The sequence below is a fragment of the Weissella paramesenteroides ATCC 33313 genome (assembly GCF_000160575.1).
Classification (GTDB): Bacteria; Bacillota; Bacilli; order Lactobacillales; family Lactobacillaceae; genus Weissella; species Weissella paramesenteroides.
Map to the genome: position 1 here is coordinate 474,336 of NZ_GG697128.1, position 19,790 is coordinate 494,125.

Sequence of the window (19,790 nt, forward strand, 5' to 3'; positions counted from 1 at the left end):
ATGATGTGTCAAGAATAAAGATTCCAACAATTTCTATCTAAAGCGAAAAAAAGAGACCGATTTTTTTAAATTCGGTCTCTTGATACATTTACTATTCAATTACACTCTAAAATGATTAACTTTATTAATTAACCAAATAACTGTCCAACAATTTGGACAACTAATTGGATATTTAGCCCTGTTAAAACAATAAAGACAATCCATGCTATCCAAGTCATCCATTTTGGATTAGCAAAATCTTCACCCATAACCTTCTTCGAAGATGTGAATGCAATTAATGGTGCCATTGCAAATGGCAAAGCAACTGACAAGAATACCTGTGAATAAACAAGTAACTGATCAAGCTTTCCTTCATTACCGCCATAAATTAACGTAAAGGCAACAACTGGAATTAAGGCTAAACCACGGGTAATCACACGACGTAACCACATTGGCACCTTTAAATGTAAGAAACCAGTCATTATAACTTCACCAGTTAAAGTTCCAGTAATGGTTGAATTTTGTCCTGATGCTAGCAATGCAACCGCAAATAGTGTTGATAGAATTGGTGAAGCAATGGCTCCCGCAATTGAACTATCACCTAACGCATTGTACATTTGTCCAAAAGTACCAACTTGATCACCATGTCCGAAAAACAATGATGCTCCCAAAATCAATAGAAATGAATTAACAATAAAAGCTAATGACAATTGAATATTTGAATCCCATGTCATAAACCGCACACCCTCTTTTAACTCTGCTTTGTTTTCACGGCTCACTTGGCGTGTTTGTGAAATTGATGAGTGTAAATACAAGTTGTGTGGCATAACTGTTGCCCCAATAATACCTAACGTCATTACTAATGGCGAATCTGCACCATGAATACCATGCGTACTAACTGTTTGTAATTGTGGTAAATAACCACCAAATAATGCGGTTAGATTAGGATTTGATGAAACTACTAGATATCCGAAAATAAATAGAATGGTTAAAATAAGTGTTACAACAATTGCTTCAATTTTTCGGAATCCAAAGCGCATTAATAACAATAGCAACACAACGTCCAACGCCGTCGTCAGTACAGACGCAATCATCGACCAGCCAAATAGCAAGTGTAACGCAATCGCACCACCGATAACTTCAGCAATATCTGTCGCCATCAAAGCTAACTCGGAAATAATCCAAAGTATAATGCCGCCTGTCTTATTTGTACGATTACGTGTAGCTTGTGCTAAGTCTTCATGCTTTACCATCCCCAACTTACCAGCCATGTATTGTAGCATCATTGCAATCAATGATGAAATCAAAACAACTGAAAGCAAAGTGTAATGATAAGTTGCTCCACCAGCCACCGAAGTGACCCAGTTACCAGGATCCATGTATCCAACGGCAACTAATGCACCAGGGCCTGAAAACGCCCACAATTTTCTCCAAAAAGAACCGCCTTTTGGCACAACTACAGAACCATTGATATCGCCTAAACTATCATCTGCAGCTGCGTCTTGAACCAGCGTTCTATTTTTTGCCATTTCTTTTCCAGACATGACAACCTCCCATGATACGTAAAATGTCGTAACAAGGCAGTCCCAGTGTACTATTTACTTTTGTATATAGTGCTAAATAGAATTCATAAAGATTTTCGTTCAACTTGGTTGTTGAAAGCTTATGACTTTTACTTAACCGGGGCTCTCCTTACCCGCAAATTGTATTTTACTCGTTTACAACAGTGGTTGCAACCATTTGTTTTGCGCGTTTTTACTTTTTTTTCACAAAAATATCAAAAAGTTTATTCAATGACGGTTTTAATTTTTATCGTTAACTAAAAATTAAAACGTTTTCACTTAAAACATTTGCTTAAAGTCGTACTTTAAGTAGCAATTTAGACTGCTAAAAAAGCCATCAACCTACCAAATTAATTGGTAAATTGATAGCTTTAAACGTATCAAACTGCGTTACACACTGGCTTCAAAACGATTTTTGTCTCGATCTTACTTAGCCACGTAAACTATTAGCCATACCCATTAGTAATTTACGCATGAATTGATCACCAACAACTAGATACTTAGGATGTGACTTGCGCCGCAACATGGCACCAACTTCACCTTTGGTGACTTTGAAATCTGCTGCTGCCCAAAAACCAAGTAAATCTTCAGTTGTATATGCCATGGCAATCTTGATTTTCTTAATTACTACGTTATTAATATCATTATCACGTTGCATGCTATAATCTGGCGCAACTATTGAACCATCGGGATTTGTTTTATGTCCTCGCTGAGAAATAATCAATCCATTCATGAACTTTTCTAAATCGTGTCGTGATAATTGTGCATCTCGTGCACTATCTTGATCTGGTTTAGCCATAATAGCTAGATATGTTTGCTTATCAAGTACCAGTCCACCTAGTTTGAAAATCGTCATCATATCTTTACTATTAATATTGAAAATATACTGTAGTCTTCGAACAATATCGTTATTATGCATAATTAATGCCGGACTTCCTTCATTTTTTCAAGAGTTGGAATCGATGGTTGTGCGCCAGCTCCTTGTACCGTCAGTGCAGATGCCGCACTAGCAAAACGAACACTTTCAACAATATTTTTCATATCTGGTGTTAATTTAGTCGCCAGTGCACCAATAAATGTATCCCCTGCAGCTGTCGTATCGACCGCCTTAACCTTTAAAGCAGGTTCAAAATCACGCTGGCCATTAGCCAGTTGATAGTAGGCACCGCGCTCACCAAGCGTAATGATCACATTTTTGGCACCCATTTCTTGCATTTTATTGGAAGCATTAATCATCGATAGGTCATCATTTACTGGAATACCAGTAATAATTTCTGCTTCGGTTTCGTTCGGCGTAATAAGATCAGTTAACTCCATTAACTCTTTTGGAATTGTTTTACGTCCGGGTGCTGGATTCAAAATTGTCATGACACCCGCTGATTTTGCAAGTTTAAATGCTTGTAACGTAGCGACGACTGGCGTTTCAAATTGTGCAACCAGTACATCCGAAGATTGAATAGTCTCTTTTGCTTCATCAACGTTTGTTTCACTAATGCATTGATTAGCGCCTCCTAGAATGAGAATTGTATTATGTGAATCGCTCTCTAATAAGATATATGCTGCCCCAGTACCGACATTAGCAAGCTGGGCAACATGGGTTGTATCCACACCATCTTCTTTTAGAGCATTCAGCAATAATTCACCATTCTGATCTTGCCCAACAGCACCGATAAAATGTACTTGAGTACCTAAACGCTGTGCTGCGACTGCTTGATTAGCCCCTTTACCACCAGGTGCAGTGGACGCATCAGACATCGCCATCGTTTCACCTTGTACAGGCAAATGATCAATATGTAAAATCGTATCAGAATTCAATGAACCCAATACTGTTACCTTTCTCGTCATTCCTCAATCCTCCTAACATGACTATTCACAAAAAAAATTGTTTATTTTCAGTCAATCTATCTAGAAAATAAACAATTCATTTACATCAAATTTTTAACCTTTTAAGATAGCATCAATCTTTGTTAATTCTTCAGCAGATAAGGTCATATTATCAGCAACTTTCACATTGTCTAATAAATGATCAACTGAAGAAGCACCAATAACAATTGATGGCACACGTTTATCCCGAAGTAACCAAGCCATGGCTAGCTGTGCTAAAGTTTGTCCACGATCGGCCGCTACTTTATTCAGAGCATTTAATTTGGCTACCGCACCTTCAGGATCGTCCTTGATAAACGCATTGGTACGGTGTAATGGCATGTCTGTTGGAAAACCATTTAAATAGCGATCCGTCAACAAGCCTTCAGCCAATGGCCCATATGCAATCAATCCCGCATGATGTTGATCTAAGGTTGCCAACATATCAGTGTCTTCTGCTTCACGATTAAACATATTGTATGACATCTGGTTACCAATGAATGGTGTATGTAACTCATCAAAGATTTTACTAATTTCTGCCACTTGCTCAGTCGTATAATTAGACACACCAACGTACAATGCTTTTCCCTGACGAACCATTAAGTCTAATGCTTCAGCAGTTTCACGCAAATTTGTATTTGGATCCCAACGATGCGCATAAAAAATATCCACATAATCTAAATGCATTCGCTGCAATGACAAGTCCAAAGCGGCTGCTAAGGTCTTTTTACCCGAAAACTGTCCTAGTGGTCCGGGCCACATGTGGTAGCCAGCCTTTGTTGTAATAATTAATTCATTACGGTAAGGATGTAAGTCTTGTTTATAAACGGCGCCAAATGTTTCTTCTGCTGTACCATCTGATGGGCCGTAATTTGAAGCATTATCAAATGAAAAAATACCATTATCAAAAGCTTTTAACATCACTTCTCTTGAATTAGCTAGTGGCTTTTGGTCTCCCAAATTACGCCACAATCCAAATGATAACGCTGGTAAAATCAATCCCGAATCTGCGACCCGGCGATATGGCATGACTTCATAACGATTTTCTGCTGCTGCATAGACCATTACGGTACCCCCTAAATTTCAATTTGATTAAGATTATAGATTTACTTCTGGTTTGTTATTTGAACGTAGTAGCACATCAATTTGTTTGTGCTCATGAATACGACGAATTGCCTCAGCAAACAAAGGCGCAACAGATAGTGTTGTAAATTTTGAACTCTGCTTTTCTTCAGGGATGCGTAAAGTATCTGTGAAAATCAGACGTTCGATATTCTTATCAGCCGCCAAATTTTCAGCTGCCTGTCCAGACAGAACTGGGTGAGTTGCTGCAACATAGACTTCAGTTGCACCATTAGCTAGTAGCGCCTTAGCTGTCATTTGCACACGATAACCAGTATCAACGATGTCATCAACAATAATGGCCCGATGCCCCTTCACGTCACCAACAATTGCATCAGCAGACGTTGGGTCAGACATGGCAACATTGTCATTGACAATTCCCCATGGTGCGCCAAGTAAATCAGCAAACTTACGTGCGCGACCAGCACCAGTATGGTCAGGAGAGACAACCACCAAGTCGTCTGTCAAATTGCGACTATAGAAATAATCTGTTAACAGTGGTGCCGCCTGCAAATGGTCAACTGGAATATCAAAAAAGCCTTGCAATTGTGCAGCATGTAGATCCATTGAAACAACCCGATCAACACCGTTCATTTCAATAAGTGAAGCAACCATTTTAGCAGTGATTGGCTCGCGTGATTTTGCTTTGCGATCTTGCCGAGCGTAACCCAAATAAGGAATAACCAGTGTGATTTGTCCCGCAGATGCACGTCTCAGCGCATCAACAACAATCATCATTTCCATAAATGCATCATTAACCTCTTCAGCAATCGGTGCGATGACATACACATCGTCGCCACGAATACTCTCTAATATTCGCTCATATATTTCACCATCCGCAAAGCGCTTGATATCTAGTTGCGTTAACGGCATATGTAATTCTTCTGCCACTGCATTTGCTAGTTCATGATTAGCAGTTAACCCTAACAACTTTATTTGAGATTCCACGAGTGAACTCCTCCATTTCTCACCATCAACTGTCGTCACATCTATTTTAACAAAATATAGTTCTTTACGATATCCTTTATACGATTATCTGCCCCTATTATGCATTGCATTATCGGTACAATATAATTTATTTGCAAATTTATAATATTACTATTATACTTGGATAAGCGAATCAAACAAGCTGGGGTGCCATAAAGCTGGCTGAGATAATACCCATAGAACCTGAGCAAGGTAATGTTGCTAGGGAGCTTGGTTTGTTTACCATGACAGTAAACGAACCCCAGTATCGGTGTGTACAAACACCATTGATACTGGGGCTTTTTTTGTTACCAAAGCTTCAGCGATTCGATAACATTTTATTTTTAAGGAGGTTTGCAATTATTATGCAAACAGTTAATGAATCAAAGGTTAAGTGGTCACTACGCGATGTGATTTTCTTAGCAATCATCGCAATTTTTTTCGGTGTTATTTTTGAATTATGGAGTGCGGCTTATTATGCGGTCGCTGCTACCCCGCTAAAACCCTACGCGAATGATTTAACTTTAGGTGTTTGGTTGATGGCTGGACCATTAGCAGGTGCGATTCTACAAAAAGTTGGTAGTTCAACAATTGGTGAGGTACTAGCCGCTGCTGTTGAAATGCTACTATTCTCAAGTTGGGGCGCTGCCAACTTAATTTCTGGCTTTGTACAAGGAATTGGGACAGAATTGGGATTTGCTGCAACTGGCTACAAGAACTGGGATAAACTAGGTCTTGCCCTTTCTGTATTGACCACAACAATTGTCACGTTCATTTGGGATCTATTTAATAGTGGTTATGCCGATTATAAGCCAGGAATGATGATTACCCTATTCATTATTCGTTTGATTTCTGCCGGTTTCTTTGGTGGTGTGTTAGTTTACTACATCAAAAAACTTGTGACAAAGTCTGGATTACTAAAACGTTAAGCTCATGACAAAACTACAAGTTGACAATTTAAGTTTTGCTTACGAGGCTGACCAACCTAATGTATTAAATCAGATAAATTGGATTCCTGAAGAAGGTTCATTTAATCTATTAATTGGTCCGTCAGGTTCAGGAAAATCAACATTGCTTAAGGCAATGGCTGGTCTATTACCAAAATTTGGTGGTGTCATCACTGCTGGTAACGTCTTTTTAAATGACGAACCGATTCAGCCGCTGGCCCCTTTTGAAAGAGCTAAGCGCATCGCCATGCTCTTTCAAAATCCGGACCGCCAATTTGCCATGCGCACTGCACGCTTGCAATTAGTGTTTGCTTTAGAAAATTTGCAGTTGCCAATTGATACAATTAATCAGCGCGTCGCTTTAGCAATTAACGCCTTACATCTCGAGCAAATTGCTGACCAAGATTTATTAACATTATCAGGTGGTGAAAAACAACGAGTTGCCCTAGCAATCATCCTAGCAATGGATAGTGATATCGTGTTACTTGATGAACCATTTGCTAGTGTTGATCCAACTGCACGTTTAGCCTTATTAACTGATTTAAAGAAAATGCAATTAGAGCAACATAAGACAATCATTATCTCTGATCACGACTTATCAGGTTATCAAGAATTGGTTGATCATCTATTTGCTATCGATACGGCTTCAGGTACATTGCATCAACAACCACTTTCAAAACTGTTTGATTTACCGGAGCAAACCCCTTTTTATGGTTTGCCCCATTCAAACGGTCCCTTAGGTTGGCAAGATTTAACACTAACCGTTGGCAAAAGTCGTCAATTGCTAAAAAATAGTAACTTTACATTACCAACTGGACAAATTGGTCTCTTATCAGGTGCAAATGGGATTGGAAAGTCAACGCTTTTCAAAGCACTAAGTCACCAGGTCAAATATACTGGGCAAGTGACTTGGCATAATGAGGATACAACCAAAATTAAACTAAAAAATTGGGCAAAAAAAGTTGCTTTGATTTTCCAATCAGCTAGTGATCAATTTGTTACAATGACCGTGCAAGAGGAAATCACGTTGTCACAGCAACATGGTTTAGCAGCGGCTTATTGGTCAGAAGAACAGATTCAATCAGCTTTAAAAAGCCTAAATTTAAACCATCTAACTGAACACGTTGTTTATCAATTATCTGGTGGTCAACAAAAAAAGTTACAGGTGCTTAGCATGCTTATCATGGGACAACCGATTCTATTATTGGACGAACCATTAGCAGGTCTTGATATTGATTCAGTACAAGCAGTTATGCAACTAATCAGTGATAGCATTCAAGCAACAAACCAGAGTGTTTTGATGATATCGCACCAACGTTCTGGTTTGGCTGATTTTATTGATTACGAGTTGGTTTTTAAAAATCAAGCTTTACACCTTGTTGGGGAGGCACCAAATGCTTAAATTAAATCCAACCATTCTCGTTGCAATTATGCTAGGAATTGGTATTGAAACATCATTCGTTCGTTCTGTCATTCTCAATGGCGTCGTTGCATTAATTAGCCTGATTTATCTATTAATACAACGACCAAATTTAAAGGTTATTGGTTTGATGTTACTAATTTCAATTCCGGTCGCCTTTGGAACCTGGTGGTCATTTATTGCCTTTGGTACTGGTGATACCCATCACCTCGCCCTTGTTTATGCCACTCGTTTATATGCCTACTTACTTTTGGGTGCAGCAGTCACTTTGACTGTCAAAGTTAAAGATCTACTTTTCAGCCTAAATCAACATGCAAAATTATCTAATACTTTTACATACGGCTTATTAGCTGCATTTAATTTAGTACCCCGTGTTAGACGACAGGTACAAATTATTCGGTACGCTGGTGCCTTACGTGGCATCACCTATCACTTATGGCAGCCACAAATTTACTTTAAAGCCATTCTGAGTGCATTACATTGGTCAGATGATTTAGCAATTGCCATGACCTCTCATGGTTTTTCAGAAGGTTTTCCAAGGACACAAACCTTCCAAGAACACTTACCAAAATGGCAATGGGGTCTTGCCTTTCTATTAGTGCTCGCCTACTTTATTGTCGCTATTGTGATAAAACCTTGGTAATAAAAAAATAGCTATACAAAATACGCACCATGCGACTGACTTTACAGTAACAAGGTGCGTATTTTTAGTCTTAAAAATCAGTTAATCAATTTTCCAAATTTATACACAGTTTTCGGATATTGCAGAACCTTTATATTCGCCAATGGATTTTCGTCCAAAACGATAAAATCAGCCATAAAACCAGGTGCTATTTTCCCAACATGGTCATCAATTCTCAAAGCTTTTGCAGCACTACTAGTTGCCGCCAAAAGAGCATCTCCAGAAGTTAATCCGAGTGACGTCATCTTTTCAAGTTCCTTTGTTGAGCCATCATCAAAATTATTAAAAGGCGTACCGGCATCAGTCCCCATCACAACTCTTACTCCCGCTTTTATGGCTTTTGCAATACTATGACGATGGGCTATCAATACATCTTCATTCTTGTCATACATCCATTTGACAATATCTTCCTTATGATCATGAATCGCATCTGGTGCAGAAAGGGTTGGGACAATTGGCGTATCTGTTTCTAACAGCATATCAATTGCCTCATCATCCAAGTAAATAGCGTGCTCGATTGAATCTACACCTGCTTTAATTGCGTTTTTTATCCCCTGATTACCTTGTGCATGTGCTGCTACAGGTATGCCATAGTTATGTGCTTCCTCGACAGCCGTTGCTAATTCACTAACACTAAATTGTACGTTTCCAGGTACCTCTTGATCATTGCTTGTAACCCCGCCAGTCGCCATCAACTTTATGTTTTTAGCACCTTGTTTTATTAACTGACGTGTAGCCTTACGTACCTCATCCATACCATCCACTTCTTTACCAATGACTCCTGCGCCATGCCCACCAGTGATTGTTAGCGCAGCACCACTGGCAATAATATTTGGTCCTTCTATAACATGCTGTTTAATCAATTTCGCTAATTTAATATCAATATTGTTTGCTGCCCCAACTTCTCTGATAGTCGTTACACCATCTGATAACAATTCATGTAAATGTTTTATAGCATAAATTGTTAATTCTGCTTCATTTGTAATGGTTGTCAGTTGTTTTTTATCATTTGCAGTTAAATCTGAAATATGTGTGTGGGCATTAATTAAACCAGGAATGACAAACTTACCAGATAAACTAACAACCTGAGAATAATTGTCATTAATTGTAAAGTAACCCGATTCTGTATCGACCGTAAAGTCTGCTTCTTTAAATTCACCTGCTATAAAAATCTCTCCATTAATAAACTTTACTTTTGTCATGTCTCATATCTCCCTTTATTTCTTATAAGCTTCTTTAAAGTCAAACGTTGCTCCATAAGTATTCACCAACAACCCTTTAATGTTCGGTCGAATCAATGCCGGTATCGACTGATGTCCTAATGTCACGACAGGTAATTCACTGTGAATTCTTTGTTCAGCTTGCAATAAATCTTGATAGCGCTTGTCTGGCTGATTCACATCATTCCCATTTGCTCGTGCGAGCGCTGAATCATATTTTTTATCGTTAAATTGAGAAATATTGATACCACTATCACTTTGAATCATATTAAGAAAACTCATTGGATCTGCGTATTCTCCACCCCATGAAGTCAACACAATGTCAAAGTCATGTGATAATTGCGCTTTAACCCTCGCTGCCTTTGGTTGAAACTTAACCGTTAATTCAACACCGGGTAAATTATTTTGTAACTGACTCTGTACATATTGTGCTTCGACCTTACTTTGATCGTCATTATCGGCTAGTAACGTTAATTTTATTTTTTTCACATTACTTTCAGCTAAACTATTTTTAGCATCTCGCTTATTAAATGTATATTTTTTGCTGTTGGCATCTTTACTAAAATCACGCTGGTTATCAGGATTTTTGATCGTATTCTCAGGCGTAAAGGCATTTCCACTACGTTCAATTCCATTGAGAACCTTATTTGTTAATCCCTTCGTATTAATGGCCTGTTTGATTGCAACACGTACTTTTTTATTTTGCAGATATCTATTCTTCAAATTCAATCCTAAAAAGTCAGTTCTACCATTCTTGATAGTATGGTATGCTTGATTATTCTCATTTGCTCGAACTTGATCAGCAGTTAGTGATGTATAGTCAGATTTACCTGCTTTATACAAATTATAACCAGTTGTATTATCAGTCACTGTTTGAATATTAATTTTATTTGTAGTAACTTCCCCTTTATCCTCATAATCATTATTTTTCACTAATTGATACGACTTATCTGATCCATTCCAATTTTTTAGTACAAATGGCCCATTCGACAATGATTTATCAGCTGATGTACCATATGCCTTACCAACTTTCATTACAAATTTTTTAGGTTGCGGATAGAACGCTGTCCCTGTCAGAATACTTTTAAATGCTGGATCAGGGTTATTCAAGGTAATTTTTAATGTTTGACTATCAAGTGCTTCGACACCGAGGTCAGAAGCAGGCTTCTTTCCATTTGTCACTGCTGTCGCATTTTTAATATTATTGGCTAACGTTGCCCCATTAGACTTATTTTTTGGATCAACAGTCTGCTGTATACCAAAGACATAATCACTTGCTGTCACTTTTTCATGATTAGACCACCTTAAATTATCTTTTAAATGAAAAACATATTCATGGCCACCCTTAGATACATCAACCGACTTAGCATCAGCTAATTGGGGTTGATTATGCTTCCCATATCGATATAACCCTTGCCCTGTTTGTGTGATGATTTCTGTACCAGTAGAATCATTCGCCTGTGATGGATTCATTGTTGTCAAATCTGCAGATTCTGTCCAGTTTATCGTTTGATTCGCATAGACTACTTTGTCTTGAAACAAACTTATACTAGTCGCAGTTGATAACCCCACCATCAATATAAACGATATTTTTTTAATTCTCATAGATATTCTCCATTAAATAATAATTAACTAAACAAAAAACGGCTAACCAGCACATTATGTGCTAACTAGCCGTTGTCTTTTTAAAAATGACAGGTTAATTTCTAGCGGCTAGCTATCGTTAATGCATAACTGATAGCTAGCCCACAACAAATAGCCAACTATCTCGCTGGCCACCACCATGAAATAGTTGCTGAGAGTACAACTTGATTAATTTCTGAATGAATTAATAACATTATGATTTCTCCTTGCATGTCTTACTAGAATTTATTTAATTATAACGCTGGTATGAGAAAAATCAATAAATAATTAAAATAAAATTAAAAAATGTTTATTTTTTAATTTTCAAAATCAGCAATCAGGACACGGCTACCAGCAGACTGATCTGCCGGATCTGCTTGACCAAATGCTGCCTGTGACAAATGGAGTTTCGCAACTTCGACACCAAAATAATCTTGAATTAAATCTTGCACAAACAATAGTAATGCTTGTGAATCAAGCTCTGTTTCATGGATTAATACTGGTCCCTTGTTTTTAAAAACTTCTGCATTGCGTAAATTGTCTACTTTTTGTTCTAGTGCTGGCAATCCGGCTACTAAATGATAAACCACATGGTTCTCATGAACCCATTTTGTTAAATGAACAACATGTCGTAAATCAGTTAATCCAATTGGTAAAATCAAATCAGCAGCGATTGCAGTTAACTGCATAGGTTCTTGGGCTTGCTTTTGAATGGCACTCGTTAGAGCGGTTGTATCTAAAGTAAAATGCCCATTATAATCAAGCATGGCCTGCCCTAGCAACATTTCGACACGAGTAACATATCCAATCCGGTCAAACTGTGGATTAGTCGCTAATTCTTGAGCCAAGTGCTGTTTAAAAATATCAGGTGCTCGCCAATCAAGGCGTAATTTTGCTTGATTTAGAGCAATATCATCACCGACCGCATGAAATGTAATCAACGTATACCCCATGGTGCCAGGTATCTTATCGATTACAGCCTGTCTATCTTCTGAAAAAAAACGACTATTATACATATGATTCTCCCCATTTATGTAACAGTGTTGCTAAAGGCATTTGACCTGGTGCTGATGCCTCATTAACAACTGCGAAAGTCAATTGTGAACCAAATCGATAACCAAGCTCACGTGACACCATCCCCAATTCACCCATTGACATCGTAATCAAAGGCACATCACTTTCGTTCGCAGCAGTTGCCGTTGCCTGCAGTAACCGTTCAACATCCGTGGCATCTTTTGGCATGACCGCAAGTTTCGCAATGTCGATTGGTAGCTTTGTCATCTGTGCTAGACATGCGTCTAAACGAGCAGGTGTTGTGCTAAAGTTATGCTTTGATCCGATAACCTTGACATCTTTAGGTATCAATTTCAATAGCTCTTGCTGATCTGCTAATAAAGTTACCTCAATATCAACGGCTTCAACACCAGCTTGTATCGCGTCATGATAGACACTTTGATAGCGATCATGATGATAGGTTAATTTTCCCCCTTCATCAACAGTTCGCCAAGTAAAAATCATCGGTTTATTTAATATTTCGTGCACCTGGCGAATGTTAGTCACTGTTAATTCAGATAAATCCAACAAGAAATCAATACGCCATTCCACAACATCTGCAGGTGTTTGACGCAATGTTTGTGCTGTCGATTTTATTTCAGCAATTGTTTTGTCAACCATTGGCACAGCCACTAGTGGTCGCCGTTCAGTGGCTACTGCACTACCTATTTTCAATCGTTTCATCATGATATGCTTTCATATACTGACTGACTTCTTCAGCAACCTGTTCAGCAGTTTTGTTATCGGTGTAAATGGTTTCAGTAGCAATTTCGGCATATTTATCTAGACGCTGTTCCCAAAGTTCAGCTAGTTCCAATAATGACTTGTTGCGAACAATTGGCCGTGAATTATCTTTGACTAATCGTTCAACAGTTTGGCCAAAAGAACCTGATAGATAAATAACTGGCACCGTACTATTTTTTAATAATTGCCGGTTTGCTGCCAATTCAATAATGCCGCCACCAGTCGCCATAACCCCCTGCTTAACTAGATTTTCTTGCAGAATGGTCTGCTCAAGTTGTCTAAACCCTAATTCACCAACCGTTGCAAAAATTTCACCGGGTGTTTGACCAGTACGTTGACTCACTAACTGATCCGTATCTAAAAATGCTAGGTTTGTTTTTTTGGCCAATAATTGACCCACCGTTGTCTTACCAGCTCCCATGAAGCCAATTAAAATTACTTTCATCCTATTTTACGACCTCATTTAAGTCTCTAAAAAAATCTGGGTATGAAATATTCACTGCTTCTGCATTTGCTAGTGAAACTTCTCCCGTTGTTATCAGGGCAGCAATCGTTAACATCATTCCCACGCGATGATCACCACAGGAATCGATTGTCGTTGGTTGATCAACATGTAATGGTGTCCCACCATGAATATAAAACCCATCTTCTCTAGGTTCAATATTGGCACCTAGCTTATTTAATTGTGTTGTTACCGTAGCGATGCGGTCACTTTCTTTCACATGTAGTTCACTAGCATCCGAAATAATTGTGTCCCCTTGTGCTTGTGTCGCAACTAACACGATCAACGGTATTTCATCAATCATTGCTGGCACATCGGTCGCTGTGATTATCGTACTGTTTAATGATTGTGAGTGTACTTGAATATCTGCCATTGGTTCACCATCACTTGATTCATTCTGATAGATAAACTGAGCCCCCATGCGCTGCAAAATCGTTAAGATACCTGTACGCGTTGGATTAATGCCGACTTGTTTAAGTGTTAATTGACTATTTGGTACAAGTAACCCGGCCACAAGCCAAAAAGCAGCCGAAGAAATATCACCAGGCACGCGAATCGTTGTTGCCTTCAAGTGTGTCTGAGGTGCAATTTTAATTTGATTGCCTTCACGTTTCACCATCACGCCAAACGCTGCTAACATCCGTTCAGTATGGTCACGAGTCGCAATCGGTTCAATAATTGTCGTTTGTGATTTAGCTTGTAATGCCGCTAAAATAATTGCACTTTTTACTTGTGCAGAGGCAACTGGTAATTCATAAACTAACCCTTCAAGATAACGGGTGCCAAGTTTTGTAACTGGCAGATGATCATTTTTACTAACATAGCTCACCCCCATGGCACGTAATGGCTTAATCACACGTGCAAATGGTCGCTTAGACAAGCTGTTATCACCACGAAATGTAATCGCAAATGGTTGATTTGCCAATAATCCCATTAATAGTCGGGCTGTTGTTCCTGAATTTCCCATATCCAACATCTGCTTTGGCTCAACAAGTTCATTCAAGGACTTGCCATGAATGATTAAATCGTGATTTTCGGTACTAAATGTCACCCCTAAATTCGACATTGCCGTCACAGTTCGACGTACATCTTCAGAATCTAAAAGATGTTGTACTCTTGTATCACCTGACGCAATACTTCCAAGCATAACTGCTCGATGTGAAATACTTTTATCACCAGGCATTGTTAAAGTTCCCCGCAGTTGTTTCCCCGCTGTTTGTAACTTCATTTTGCCCATTATTTAACCTACAATTCTTTTCCAATCAAAAATGCTTGATTTCTTCACGATATGCTGACACTTGCTCTTGCAATCGTGACAAGCTATCTGTATCAAATTTATCTAGTATCGCCTTTGCTAACTCAATAGCAACCATAGCCTCAGCAATGACTGCTGCAGCAGTTACTGCCGTTGTATCTGATCTTTCCGTTGACGCTCGGTGATTTTCATGCGTGTCAATATCAACACTTTGCATTGGTTGATATAATGTTGGGATTGGCTTAACAACCCCTCGAACAACAATCATTTCACCAGTGGTCATACCACCTTCGAAGCCACCCAAATGATTGGCACCACGATAAAAGCCTCGTTCAGCTGACCAATAAATTTCATCCATCAGCTCACTACCATATTTGGTCGCATTCGCAAAGCCACCACCAAATTCAACACCCTTAAAAGCATTAATACCAACAATAGCGCGGGCAATTTTAGCATCTAATTTTTCATCAGCTGACACATACGATCCTAAGCCAGCAGGGACACCCGTTGCCATCACTTGCACCGTTCCACCAACAGTATCACGCTGACGTTTGGTTTGATCAATCACTTCACGCATTGCTTCATCATCAGTAGCAGTCAATGTACGTGTGGGATAACTTTCAGTGATGGCACGTAATTCAGCTAACGTTTTATATTTGGTAAGTTGTGTCAAGTCTGAACTAGCTGGTCCAATATTGGTCACAAAGCCATGAACATCAATATCAAGTGCAGCTAATAATTTTTTAGCAACCGCCCCTACGGCAACTCGCATCACCGTTTCACGAGCAGATGAACGTTCTAAAACATTACGTAAATCCGCTTGATGACGATACTTCATACCACCAACTAGATCAGCGTGGCCTGGTCTAGGGCGCAAGACTTTACGCATGCTATTTTCAACGGTAGCTGGACTATTTGGATCCATAATTTTTGACCAATGATTATGGTCATCATTGTGGACGTTTAAAGCAATTGGTGATCCCAAAGTGACTTGGTGACGGACACCTGACATAATTGTTACAGTATCTGTTTCAATGACTTGGCGCTGACCGCGACCATAACCATGTTGACGTCGTGCAAGCTGTTCATTAATATCAGCAGCCGTAATTGTTAAACCAGCTGGAATACCTTCAATAATGGCAACCTCTTCTGGACCATGACTTTCTCCTGCTGTCATATATCGCATAAATTACGATGCTCCTTCAATAAATTCTGTCATCTCTGCTAATGATTTTTTGATAATTACTGGTTGGCCAGGTTCTTTAACCGCAACTAATTGTAAGATACCTGAAAGATTCTTCTTATCGTGTGCTAACTGCGCAATCATTGCTGGTTGGCTAACAAGAGCTGACGTAATTGGTAAGCCAACTACTCGTAACCGCTGGCTTAAGGCCTGTAAAAATTCAAATGAACTAACATTTTCGGCAACAAAGCGCTTGGTAATTGCAACCATACCTATTGACACTGCTTCGCCATGTCTTAAACCACCGGCAGCAAGTAATTCGATGGCGTGACCAATCGTATGACCAAAATTAAGATACTTACGAATACCTGTTTCACGCTCATCTTGCATCACGATTTTTGCTTTATATGTGACAGATTGTGTAATTAATTCTGACGCATTTGTTAAAATATCATTAACCGTCTGAATCCTACCTGTTAGTTGCCAGAATTCACCACCTGCTAATGCACTACTTTTAACCACTTCAGCATATCCTTCAACTAAATCTCGATTCGCTAAAGTTTTTAGATAGGTTGGATCGATCAGTACCAAATCAGGTTGATAAAATGTGCCCATAATATTCTTTGTTTGCCCTAAATTAATGGCCGTCTTACCACCAACACTCGAATCAACTTGTGCTGTCAATGATGTGGCAATTTGAATAAAGGCGATCCCACGCATATATGTTGCGGCTGTTAGTCCAGCTAGATCACCAATCACACCACCACCTAGCGCAATTACGCCATCCGCACGAGTAAAATATTTTTCAGCTAAACGCGCAATCGCCTTTTCAAGGCATGCCAATGATTTTGAGTGCTCACCCGCGGGTAAAACAAGGGTCGTTACTTGATAGCCAGCCGCTTGCAATTGGGTCACCGTATCAGATAAATAAAGTGCCGCAACATTTTCATCGGTCATCACTAATACCTGACGAGTTGACCATACCTGTTGAATTCTTTTGCCGATTTCATGACGCATGCCTTTTAAAATCTGAACTTGATAGGTTTTTTCAGGAACGGAAACTGTCACCATATTATCACCTCATAATTCATGAATTGCTTTTGCTTTTGTAAATAAAGTCATCATTTGATCTGGTGTGAGAGCTTGTTTGCCATCAACCCATGCTTTGGCTGGTTGATCGTGAATTTCAATCATCAATCCTTGTGCACCTGCTGCAACCGCTGCTAAGCCAATTGGTGTCACATGATCAGAAACACCTGCTGCATGTGATGGATCAGCCAACACTGGTAAGTGCGTTAATTTTTGTAATACTGGAATAACACTGACATCCATTGTGTTTCGTAAATATTTTTGGTCAAAGCTGCGGATACCACGCTCCATCAAAATAATTTGTTGATTACCTTCAGATGCAATATACTCTGCCGCACTTAAAAATTCATCAACAGTCGCACTCATCCCGCGTTTCAACAGTACTGGTTTATTTTGTCGACCCAATGCCTTTAATAAGGAAAAGTTTTGCATATTACGCGTGCCAACCTGAAAAATATCCGTATATTGACCAACCAACTCAACATCAGCTGGACTCATAATTTCAGTCATCATATCCATGCCTAATGTATCGGCTGCGGCGCGATGCCAAACTAACCCCTGCTCACCGAGGCCCTGAAAACTATAGGGACTTGTCCGTGGTTTATAAGAACCTCCACGTAAAATCGTTGCCCCTGCTGCCTTGGCAGCCTTTCCCATGGCTAAGACGTGCTCAGCAGACTCAATCGCATCTGGTCCCGCAATTAAGTTAAAATGCTGACCGCCAATTATTGAATGCTTGGTCTGAATAACCGTATCATCTGGTTGAAAAGTTCGACTAACTTGCATTGCGGCTGGATGATCCAAAATCACATCAACAACCTGTTGCTCATTAATAAATGGTGCCTCGCTCATACGCTTTAAGTTTGCGAATCCCACCCGATTTTTCCATGCATAAACATGTTCCAGGTGATTAGCCTTTGCTTGTGCTAACGTCGCTTGTGCTGCAGACACATCTGCCATGATAACGATCATTTCAATATCTTCCTTCTCTTAAAATTGCTGCCATCATTGCGTTTTGATCAGGTTTTATGCCTGTCCACTTTTCAAAACTCAATGCGCCTTGCCCTACTAACATGGCGAGACCATCGGTTGCTTGCCGATTGGCCTTTTTTGCAGCTGCTACAAATGGTGTATCGTTCAACTTATAAATAATATCGACAACTTGCACGTGATTTGGTGTTAATGCAAATTGTTTTGGCGAAAGCAACGATTGATTATTTTGCATACCCACATTTGTTGCATTAATAATCAAATCTGCTTTTAATAGAAATTGGTCGACATAGGCAATATTATGTAACGACTCTTGCAATAATGGTGCCAGTGTTCGTTCTTTTTCACGAAAAGCCGGTGTCATACGGTTAAAAACATGTACTTGACTTTCACTTGGTGCGCTGGCAATGATTGCCTGTGCTGCACCACCTGTTCCTAAGACAACGACATTTTTTGGTGTTTGTTTAATCGTTGACCAAAAGCCTTGTCCATCAGTAATGTCACCAAACGTACGACCATCTTTCACAACCACCGTATTAACGACCCCTAGTGTTTTTGATAACTCAGATAATTCGTCAAGATAAGGGATGATTGCTTGTTTAAACGGCATCGTCACATTAAAACCACGCATACCATTTGCAACTAATTCACTAAATTTTTCTCCAAGTTGATTTGGTTCAATGGCAAAAAGCTGATAATCAGCATCAATATTAGCCAGTCGAAACGCTTCATTTTGCATAACTGGTGATTTGGATTGCTGCACCGGATAACCAATTAGTCCATAATGATCTGTCATTAATATCTCCGGGAATTTATATTTTTAGCAATAAAAAAAGAGACCGAAAAGATACAGTCTCTCAACATTAACGATACTGCTAAACTCTTCTCTTCTTTTAGTGTACTAAAATCAGAAGAGTTTTCAATACCGGAATAGATTCTAAATTGTCGTTAACAGCCTTAATTTTTAAATACGGTTTTTAAAATAAGTCAATATTGGTAACCCAATCAGCGGTACCAATATCGCGCCCGCAATGATTTCAAAAATACCATTAAACCCAGCAATAGAAACAATCAACCACTGCGCCAAATTAGTACTTGGAATACCAGTGAAAGATGTATCCATGACTTTAAAACTCACCCATGTAATCAACAATACCAAAGTCGTGTTGATCAACGCTGAGAAACCGCCTAAAACAACTAGCCAAGGTCCTTGTTTTTTCAATTCGCGATGTTGTACAAATTTTTGATACAAATAACCAATCAAAAAACCAACCATGATTCTCGGAATAAGCGCAGTTATTGGATTACGAAAGATCAGCGCACCAATGCTGGGAACACTAGACCATGCATGCCATAGTGAATACGCACCCCACACAAATCCTAATAAGGCACCCGTTTTCGGTCCAAGAATCATTGCACCAATTGCTACCGTATAGGTGATAATGGTAACTGCCGCCCCAATTGCAAAAGCTCCTAAGGGCAACGTTCCTAACCATGGCACAATTGATTGTAGCAAAACAATTGCTATAAATAATGCTGTTAAGACCAGATGTCGACTTTTGTTTACACGCGTTTGCATCGCGTTCCTCC

General features: G+C 39.2%; 19 protein-coding genes and 1 riboswitch. Of the genes, 3 read left to right on the forward strand and 16 right to left on the reverse strand.

Annotated features, from left to right (window positions below; genetic code table 11):
- Window positions 1-128: 128 nt before the first annotated feature.
- The 5 genes from HMPREF0877_RS02165 to HMPREF0877_RS02185 all read right to left on the reverse strand — a co-directional run bounded on the left by HMPREF0877_RS02165 (window position 129) and on the right by HMPREF0877_RS02185 (window position 5,474).
- Window positions 129-1,523 carry an Nramp family divalent metal transporter gene (locus HMPREF0877_RS02165; protein ID WP_002827536.1) on the reverse strand — a complete coding sequence of 465 codons (1,395 nt, stop codon included), beginning with the start codon at window positions 1,521-1,523 and terminating at the stop codon, window positions 129-131.
- 448 nt (window positions 1,524-1,971) lie between these two features.
- On the reverse strand, window positions 1,972-2,460 hold the full coding sequence (locus tag HMPREF0877_RS02170; RefSeq protein ID WP_002827538.1) for a DUF1456 family protein: 489 nt from the start codon (window positions 2,458-2,460) through the stop codon (window positions 1,972-1,974).
- 2 nt (window positions 2,461-2,462) lie between these two features.
- Complete coding sequence (gene rbsK, locus HMPREF0877_RS02175; protein ID WP_002827539.1) at window positions 2,463-3,386, reverse strand: ribokinase; 924 nt, start codon at window positions 3,384-3,386, stop codon at window positions 2,463-2,465.
- Between the two features lie 93 nt (window positions 3,387-3,479).
- Entirely contained in the window at window positions 3,480-4,469 is a 990-nt protein-coding gene (locus HMPREF0877_RS02180) for an aldo/keto reductase (RefSeq protein WP_002827540.1), read from the reverse strand.
- 33 nt (window positions 4,470-4,502) lie between these two features.
- Entirely contained in the window at window positions 4,503-5,474 is a 972-nt protein-coding gene (locus tag HMPREF0877_RS02185) for a ribose-phosphate diphosphokinase (protein ID WP_040760293.1), read from the reverse strand.
- Window positions 5,475-5,646: 172 nt separating this feature from the next.
- A riboswitch (TPP riboswitch) is annotated at window positions 5,647-5,738 on the forward strand.
- A 119-nt stretch (window positions 5,739-5,857) separates the two neighbouring features.
- On the opposite strand from HMPREF0877_RS02185, the gene HMPREF0877_RS02190 reads away from it, so the two are divergent.
- From HMPREF0877_RS02190 to HMPREF0877_RS02200, 3 genes are read left to right on the forward strand one after another with little or no spacing between them, the layout of a single operon-like run.
- Complete coding sequence (locus tag HMPREF0877_RS02190) at window positions 5,858-6,421, forward strand: ECF transporter S component (RefSeq protein ID WP_040760294.1); 564 nt, start codon at window positions 5,858-5,860, stop codon at window positions 6,419-6,421.
- 4 nt (window positions 6,422-6,425) lie between these two features.
- Window positions 6,426-7,841, forward strand: a complete 1,416-nt coding sequence (locus HMPREF0877_RS02195; RefSeq protein WP_002827543.1) for an ABC transporter ATP-binding protein — start codon at window positions 6,426-6,428, stop codon at window positions 7,839-7,841.
- On the forward strand, window positions 7,834-8,502 hold the full coding sequence (locus tag HMPREF0877_RS02200; protein WP_002827544.1) for an energy-coupling factor transporter transmembrane component T family protein: 669 nt from the start codon (window positions 7,834-7,836) through the stop codon (window positions 8,500-8,502). Before HMPREF0877_RS02195 ends, HMPREF0877_RS02200 begins: the two co-directional genes overlap by 8 nt.
- Before the next feature lie 77 nt (window positions 8,503-8,579).
- On the opposite strand, the gene HMPREF0877_RS02205 is transcribed toward HMPREF0877_RS02200, so the two are convergent.
- The 11 genes from HMPREF0877_RS02205 to HMPREF0877_RS02255 all read right to left on the reverse strand — a co-directional run bounded on the left by HMPREF0877_RS02205 (window position 8,580) and on the right by HMPREF0877_RS02255 (window position 19,779).
- Window positions 8,580-9,743: a metal-dependent hydrolase family protein gene (locus HMPREF0877_RS02205; protein ID WP_002827546.1), complete on the reverse strand. Its 1,164-nt coding sequence runs from the start codon at window positions 9,741-9,743 to the stop codon at window positions 8,580-8,582.
- 15 nt (window positions 9,744-9,758) lie between these two features.
- Complete coding sequence (locus HMPREF0877_RS02210; RefSeq protein WP_002827547.1) at window positions 9,759-11,366, reverse strand: peptide ABC transporter substrate-binding protein; 1,608 nt, start codon at window positions 11,364-11,366, stop codon at window positions 9,759-9,761.
- Between the two features lie 335 nt (window positions 11,367-11,701).
- Window positions 11,702-12,400: a hypothetical protein gene (locus HMPREF0877_RS02215; RefSeq protein WP_002827548.1), complete on the reverse strand. Its 699-nt coding sequence runs from the start codon at window positions 12,398-12,400 to the stop codon at window positions 11,702-11,704.
- On the reverse strand, window positions 12,393-13,124 hold the full coding sequence (gene aroD, locus HMPREF0877_RS02220; protein ID WP_002827549.1) for a type I 3-dehydroquinate dehydratase: 732 nt from the start codon (window positions 13,122-13,124) through the stop codon (window positions 12,393-12,395). The genes HMPREF0877_RS02215 and aroD overlap by 8 nt, the downstream gene beginning before the upstream one ends.
- A complete protein-coding gene (locus HMPREF0877_RS02225) occupies window positions 13,099-13,626 on the reverse strand; it encodes a shikimate kinase (RefSeq protein ID WP_002827550.1) in 528 nt (175 codons plus the stop codon). Before HMPREF0877_RS02225 ends, aroD begins: the two co-directional genes overlap by 26 nt.
- Before the next feature lies 1 nt (window position 13,627).
- Window positions 13,628-14,920, reverse strand: a complete 1,293-nt coding sequence (gene aroA / locus HMPREF0877_RS02230) for a 3-phosphoshikimate 1-carboxyvinyltransferase (RefSeq protein WP_002827551.1) — start codon at window positions 14,918-14,920, stop codon at window positions 13,628-13,630.
- 25 nt (window positions 14,921-14,945) lie between these two features.
- Window positions 14,946-16,124 (reverse strand): chorismate synthase, encoded by a 1,179-nt coding sequence (aroC, locus tag HMPREF0877_RS02235; RefSeq protein WP_002827552.1) that lies wholly within the window; start codon window positions 16,122-16,124, stop codon window positions 14,946-14,948.
- A gap of 3 nt (window positions 16,125-16,127) precedes the next feature.
- Complete coding sequence (gene aroB, locus HMPREF0877_RS02240; RefSeq protein WP_002827553.1) at window positions 16,128-17,192, reverse strand: 3-dehydroquinate synthase; 1,065 nt, start codon at window positions 17,190-17,192, stop codon at window positions 16,128-16,130.
- A gap of 9 nt (window positions 17,193-17,201) precedes the next feature.
- Window positions 17,202-18,182 carry a 3-deoxy-7-phosphoheptulonate synthase gene (gene aroF / locus HMPREF0877_RS02245; RefSeq protein WP_002827554.1) on the reverse strand — a complete coding sequence of 327 codons (981 nt, stop codon included), beginning with the start codon at window positions 18,180-18,182 and terminating at the stop codon, window positions 17,202-17,204.
- Window position 18,183: 1 nt separating this feature from the next.
- Window positions 18,184-18,996, reverse strand: coding sequence for a shikimate dehydrogenase (aroE, locus tag HMPREF0877_RS02250; RefSeq protein WP_002827555.1), 813 nt, complete (start codon window positions 18,994-18,996; stop codon window positions 18,184-18,186).
- 168 nt (window positions 18,997-19,164) lie between these two features.
- Complete coding sequence (locus HMPREF0877_RS02255; protein ID WP_002827556.1) at window positions 19,165-19,779, reverse strand: ECF transporter S component; 615 nt, start codon at window positions 19,777-19,779, stop codon at window positions 19,165-19,167.
- Between the last annotated feature and the right edge of the window lie 11 nt (window positions 19,780-19,790).

Coding starts and splice junctions, on each gene's coding strand:
- HMPREF0877_RS02165 (WP_002827536.1), bottom strand. CDS start 1,523: ATGTCTGGAAAAGAAATGGCAAAAAATAGAACGCTGGTTCAAGACGCA.
- HMPREF0877_RS02170 (WP_002827538.1), bottom strand. CDS start 2,460: ATGCATAATAACGATATTGTTCGAAGACTACAGTATATTTTCAATATT.
- rbsK (WP_002827539.1), bottom strand. CDS start 3,386: ATGACGAGAAAGGTAACAGTATTGGGTTCATTGAATTCTGATACGATT.
- HMPREF0877_RS02180 (WP_002827540.1), bottom strand. CDS start 4,469: ATGGTCTATGCAGCAGCAGAAAATCGTTATGAAGTCATGCCATATCGC.
- HMPREF0877_RS02190 (WP_040760294.1), top strand. CDS start 5,858: ATGCAAACAGTTAATGAATCAAAGGTTAAGTGGTCACTACGCGATGTG.
- HMPREF0877_RS02195 (WP_002827543.1), top strand. CDS start 6,426: ATGACAAAACTACAAGTTGACAATTTAAGTTTTGCTTACGAGGCTGAC.
- HMPREF0877_RS02200 (WP_002827544.1), top strand. CDS start 7,834: ATGCTTAAATTAAATCCAACCATTCTCGTTGCAATTATGCTAGGAATT.
- HMPREF0877_RS02205 (WP_002827546.1), bottom strand. CDS start 9,743: ATGACAAAAGTAAAGTTTATTAATGGAGAGATTTTTATAGCAGGTGAA.
- HMPREF0877_RS02210 (WP_002827547.1), bottom strand. CDS start 11,366: ATGAGAATTAAAAAAATATCGTTTATATTGATGGTGGGGTTATCAACT.
- HMPREF0877_RS02215 (WP_002827548.1), bottom strand. CDS start 12,400: ATGTATAATAGTCGTTTTTTTTCAGAAGATAGACAGGCTGTAATCGAT.
- aroD (WP_002827549.1), bottom strand. CDS start 13,124: ATGATGAAACGATTGAAAATAGGTAGTGCAGTAGCCACTGAACGGCGA.
- HMPREF0877_RS02225 (WP_002827550.1), bottom strand. CDS start 13,626: ATGAAAGTAATTTTAATTGGCTTCATGGGAGCTGGTAAGACAACGGTG.
- aroA (WP_002827551.1), bottom strand. CDS start 14,920: ATGGGCAAAATGAAGTTACAAACAGCGGGGAAACAACTGCGGGGAACT.
- aroC (WP_002827552.1), bottom strand. CDS start 16,124: ATGCGATATATGACAGCAGGAGAAAGTCATGGTCCAGAAGAGGTTGCC.
- aroB (WP_002827553.1), bottom strand. CDS start 17,192: ATGGTGACAGTTTCCGTTCCTGAAAAAACCTATCAAGTTCAGATTTTA.
- aroF (WP_002827554.1), bottom strand. CDS start 18,182: ATGATCGTTATCATGGCAGATGTGTCTGCAGCACAAGCGACGTTAGCA.
- aroE (WP_002827555.1), bottom strand. CDS start 18,996: ATGACAGATCATTATGGACTAATTGGTTATCCGGTGCAGCAATCCAAA.
- HMPREF0877_RS02255 (WP_002827556.1), bottom strand. CDS start 19,779: ATGCAAACGCGTGTAAACAAAAGTCGACATCTGGTCTTAACAGCATTA.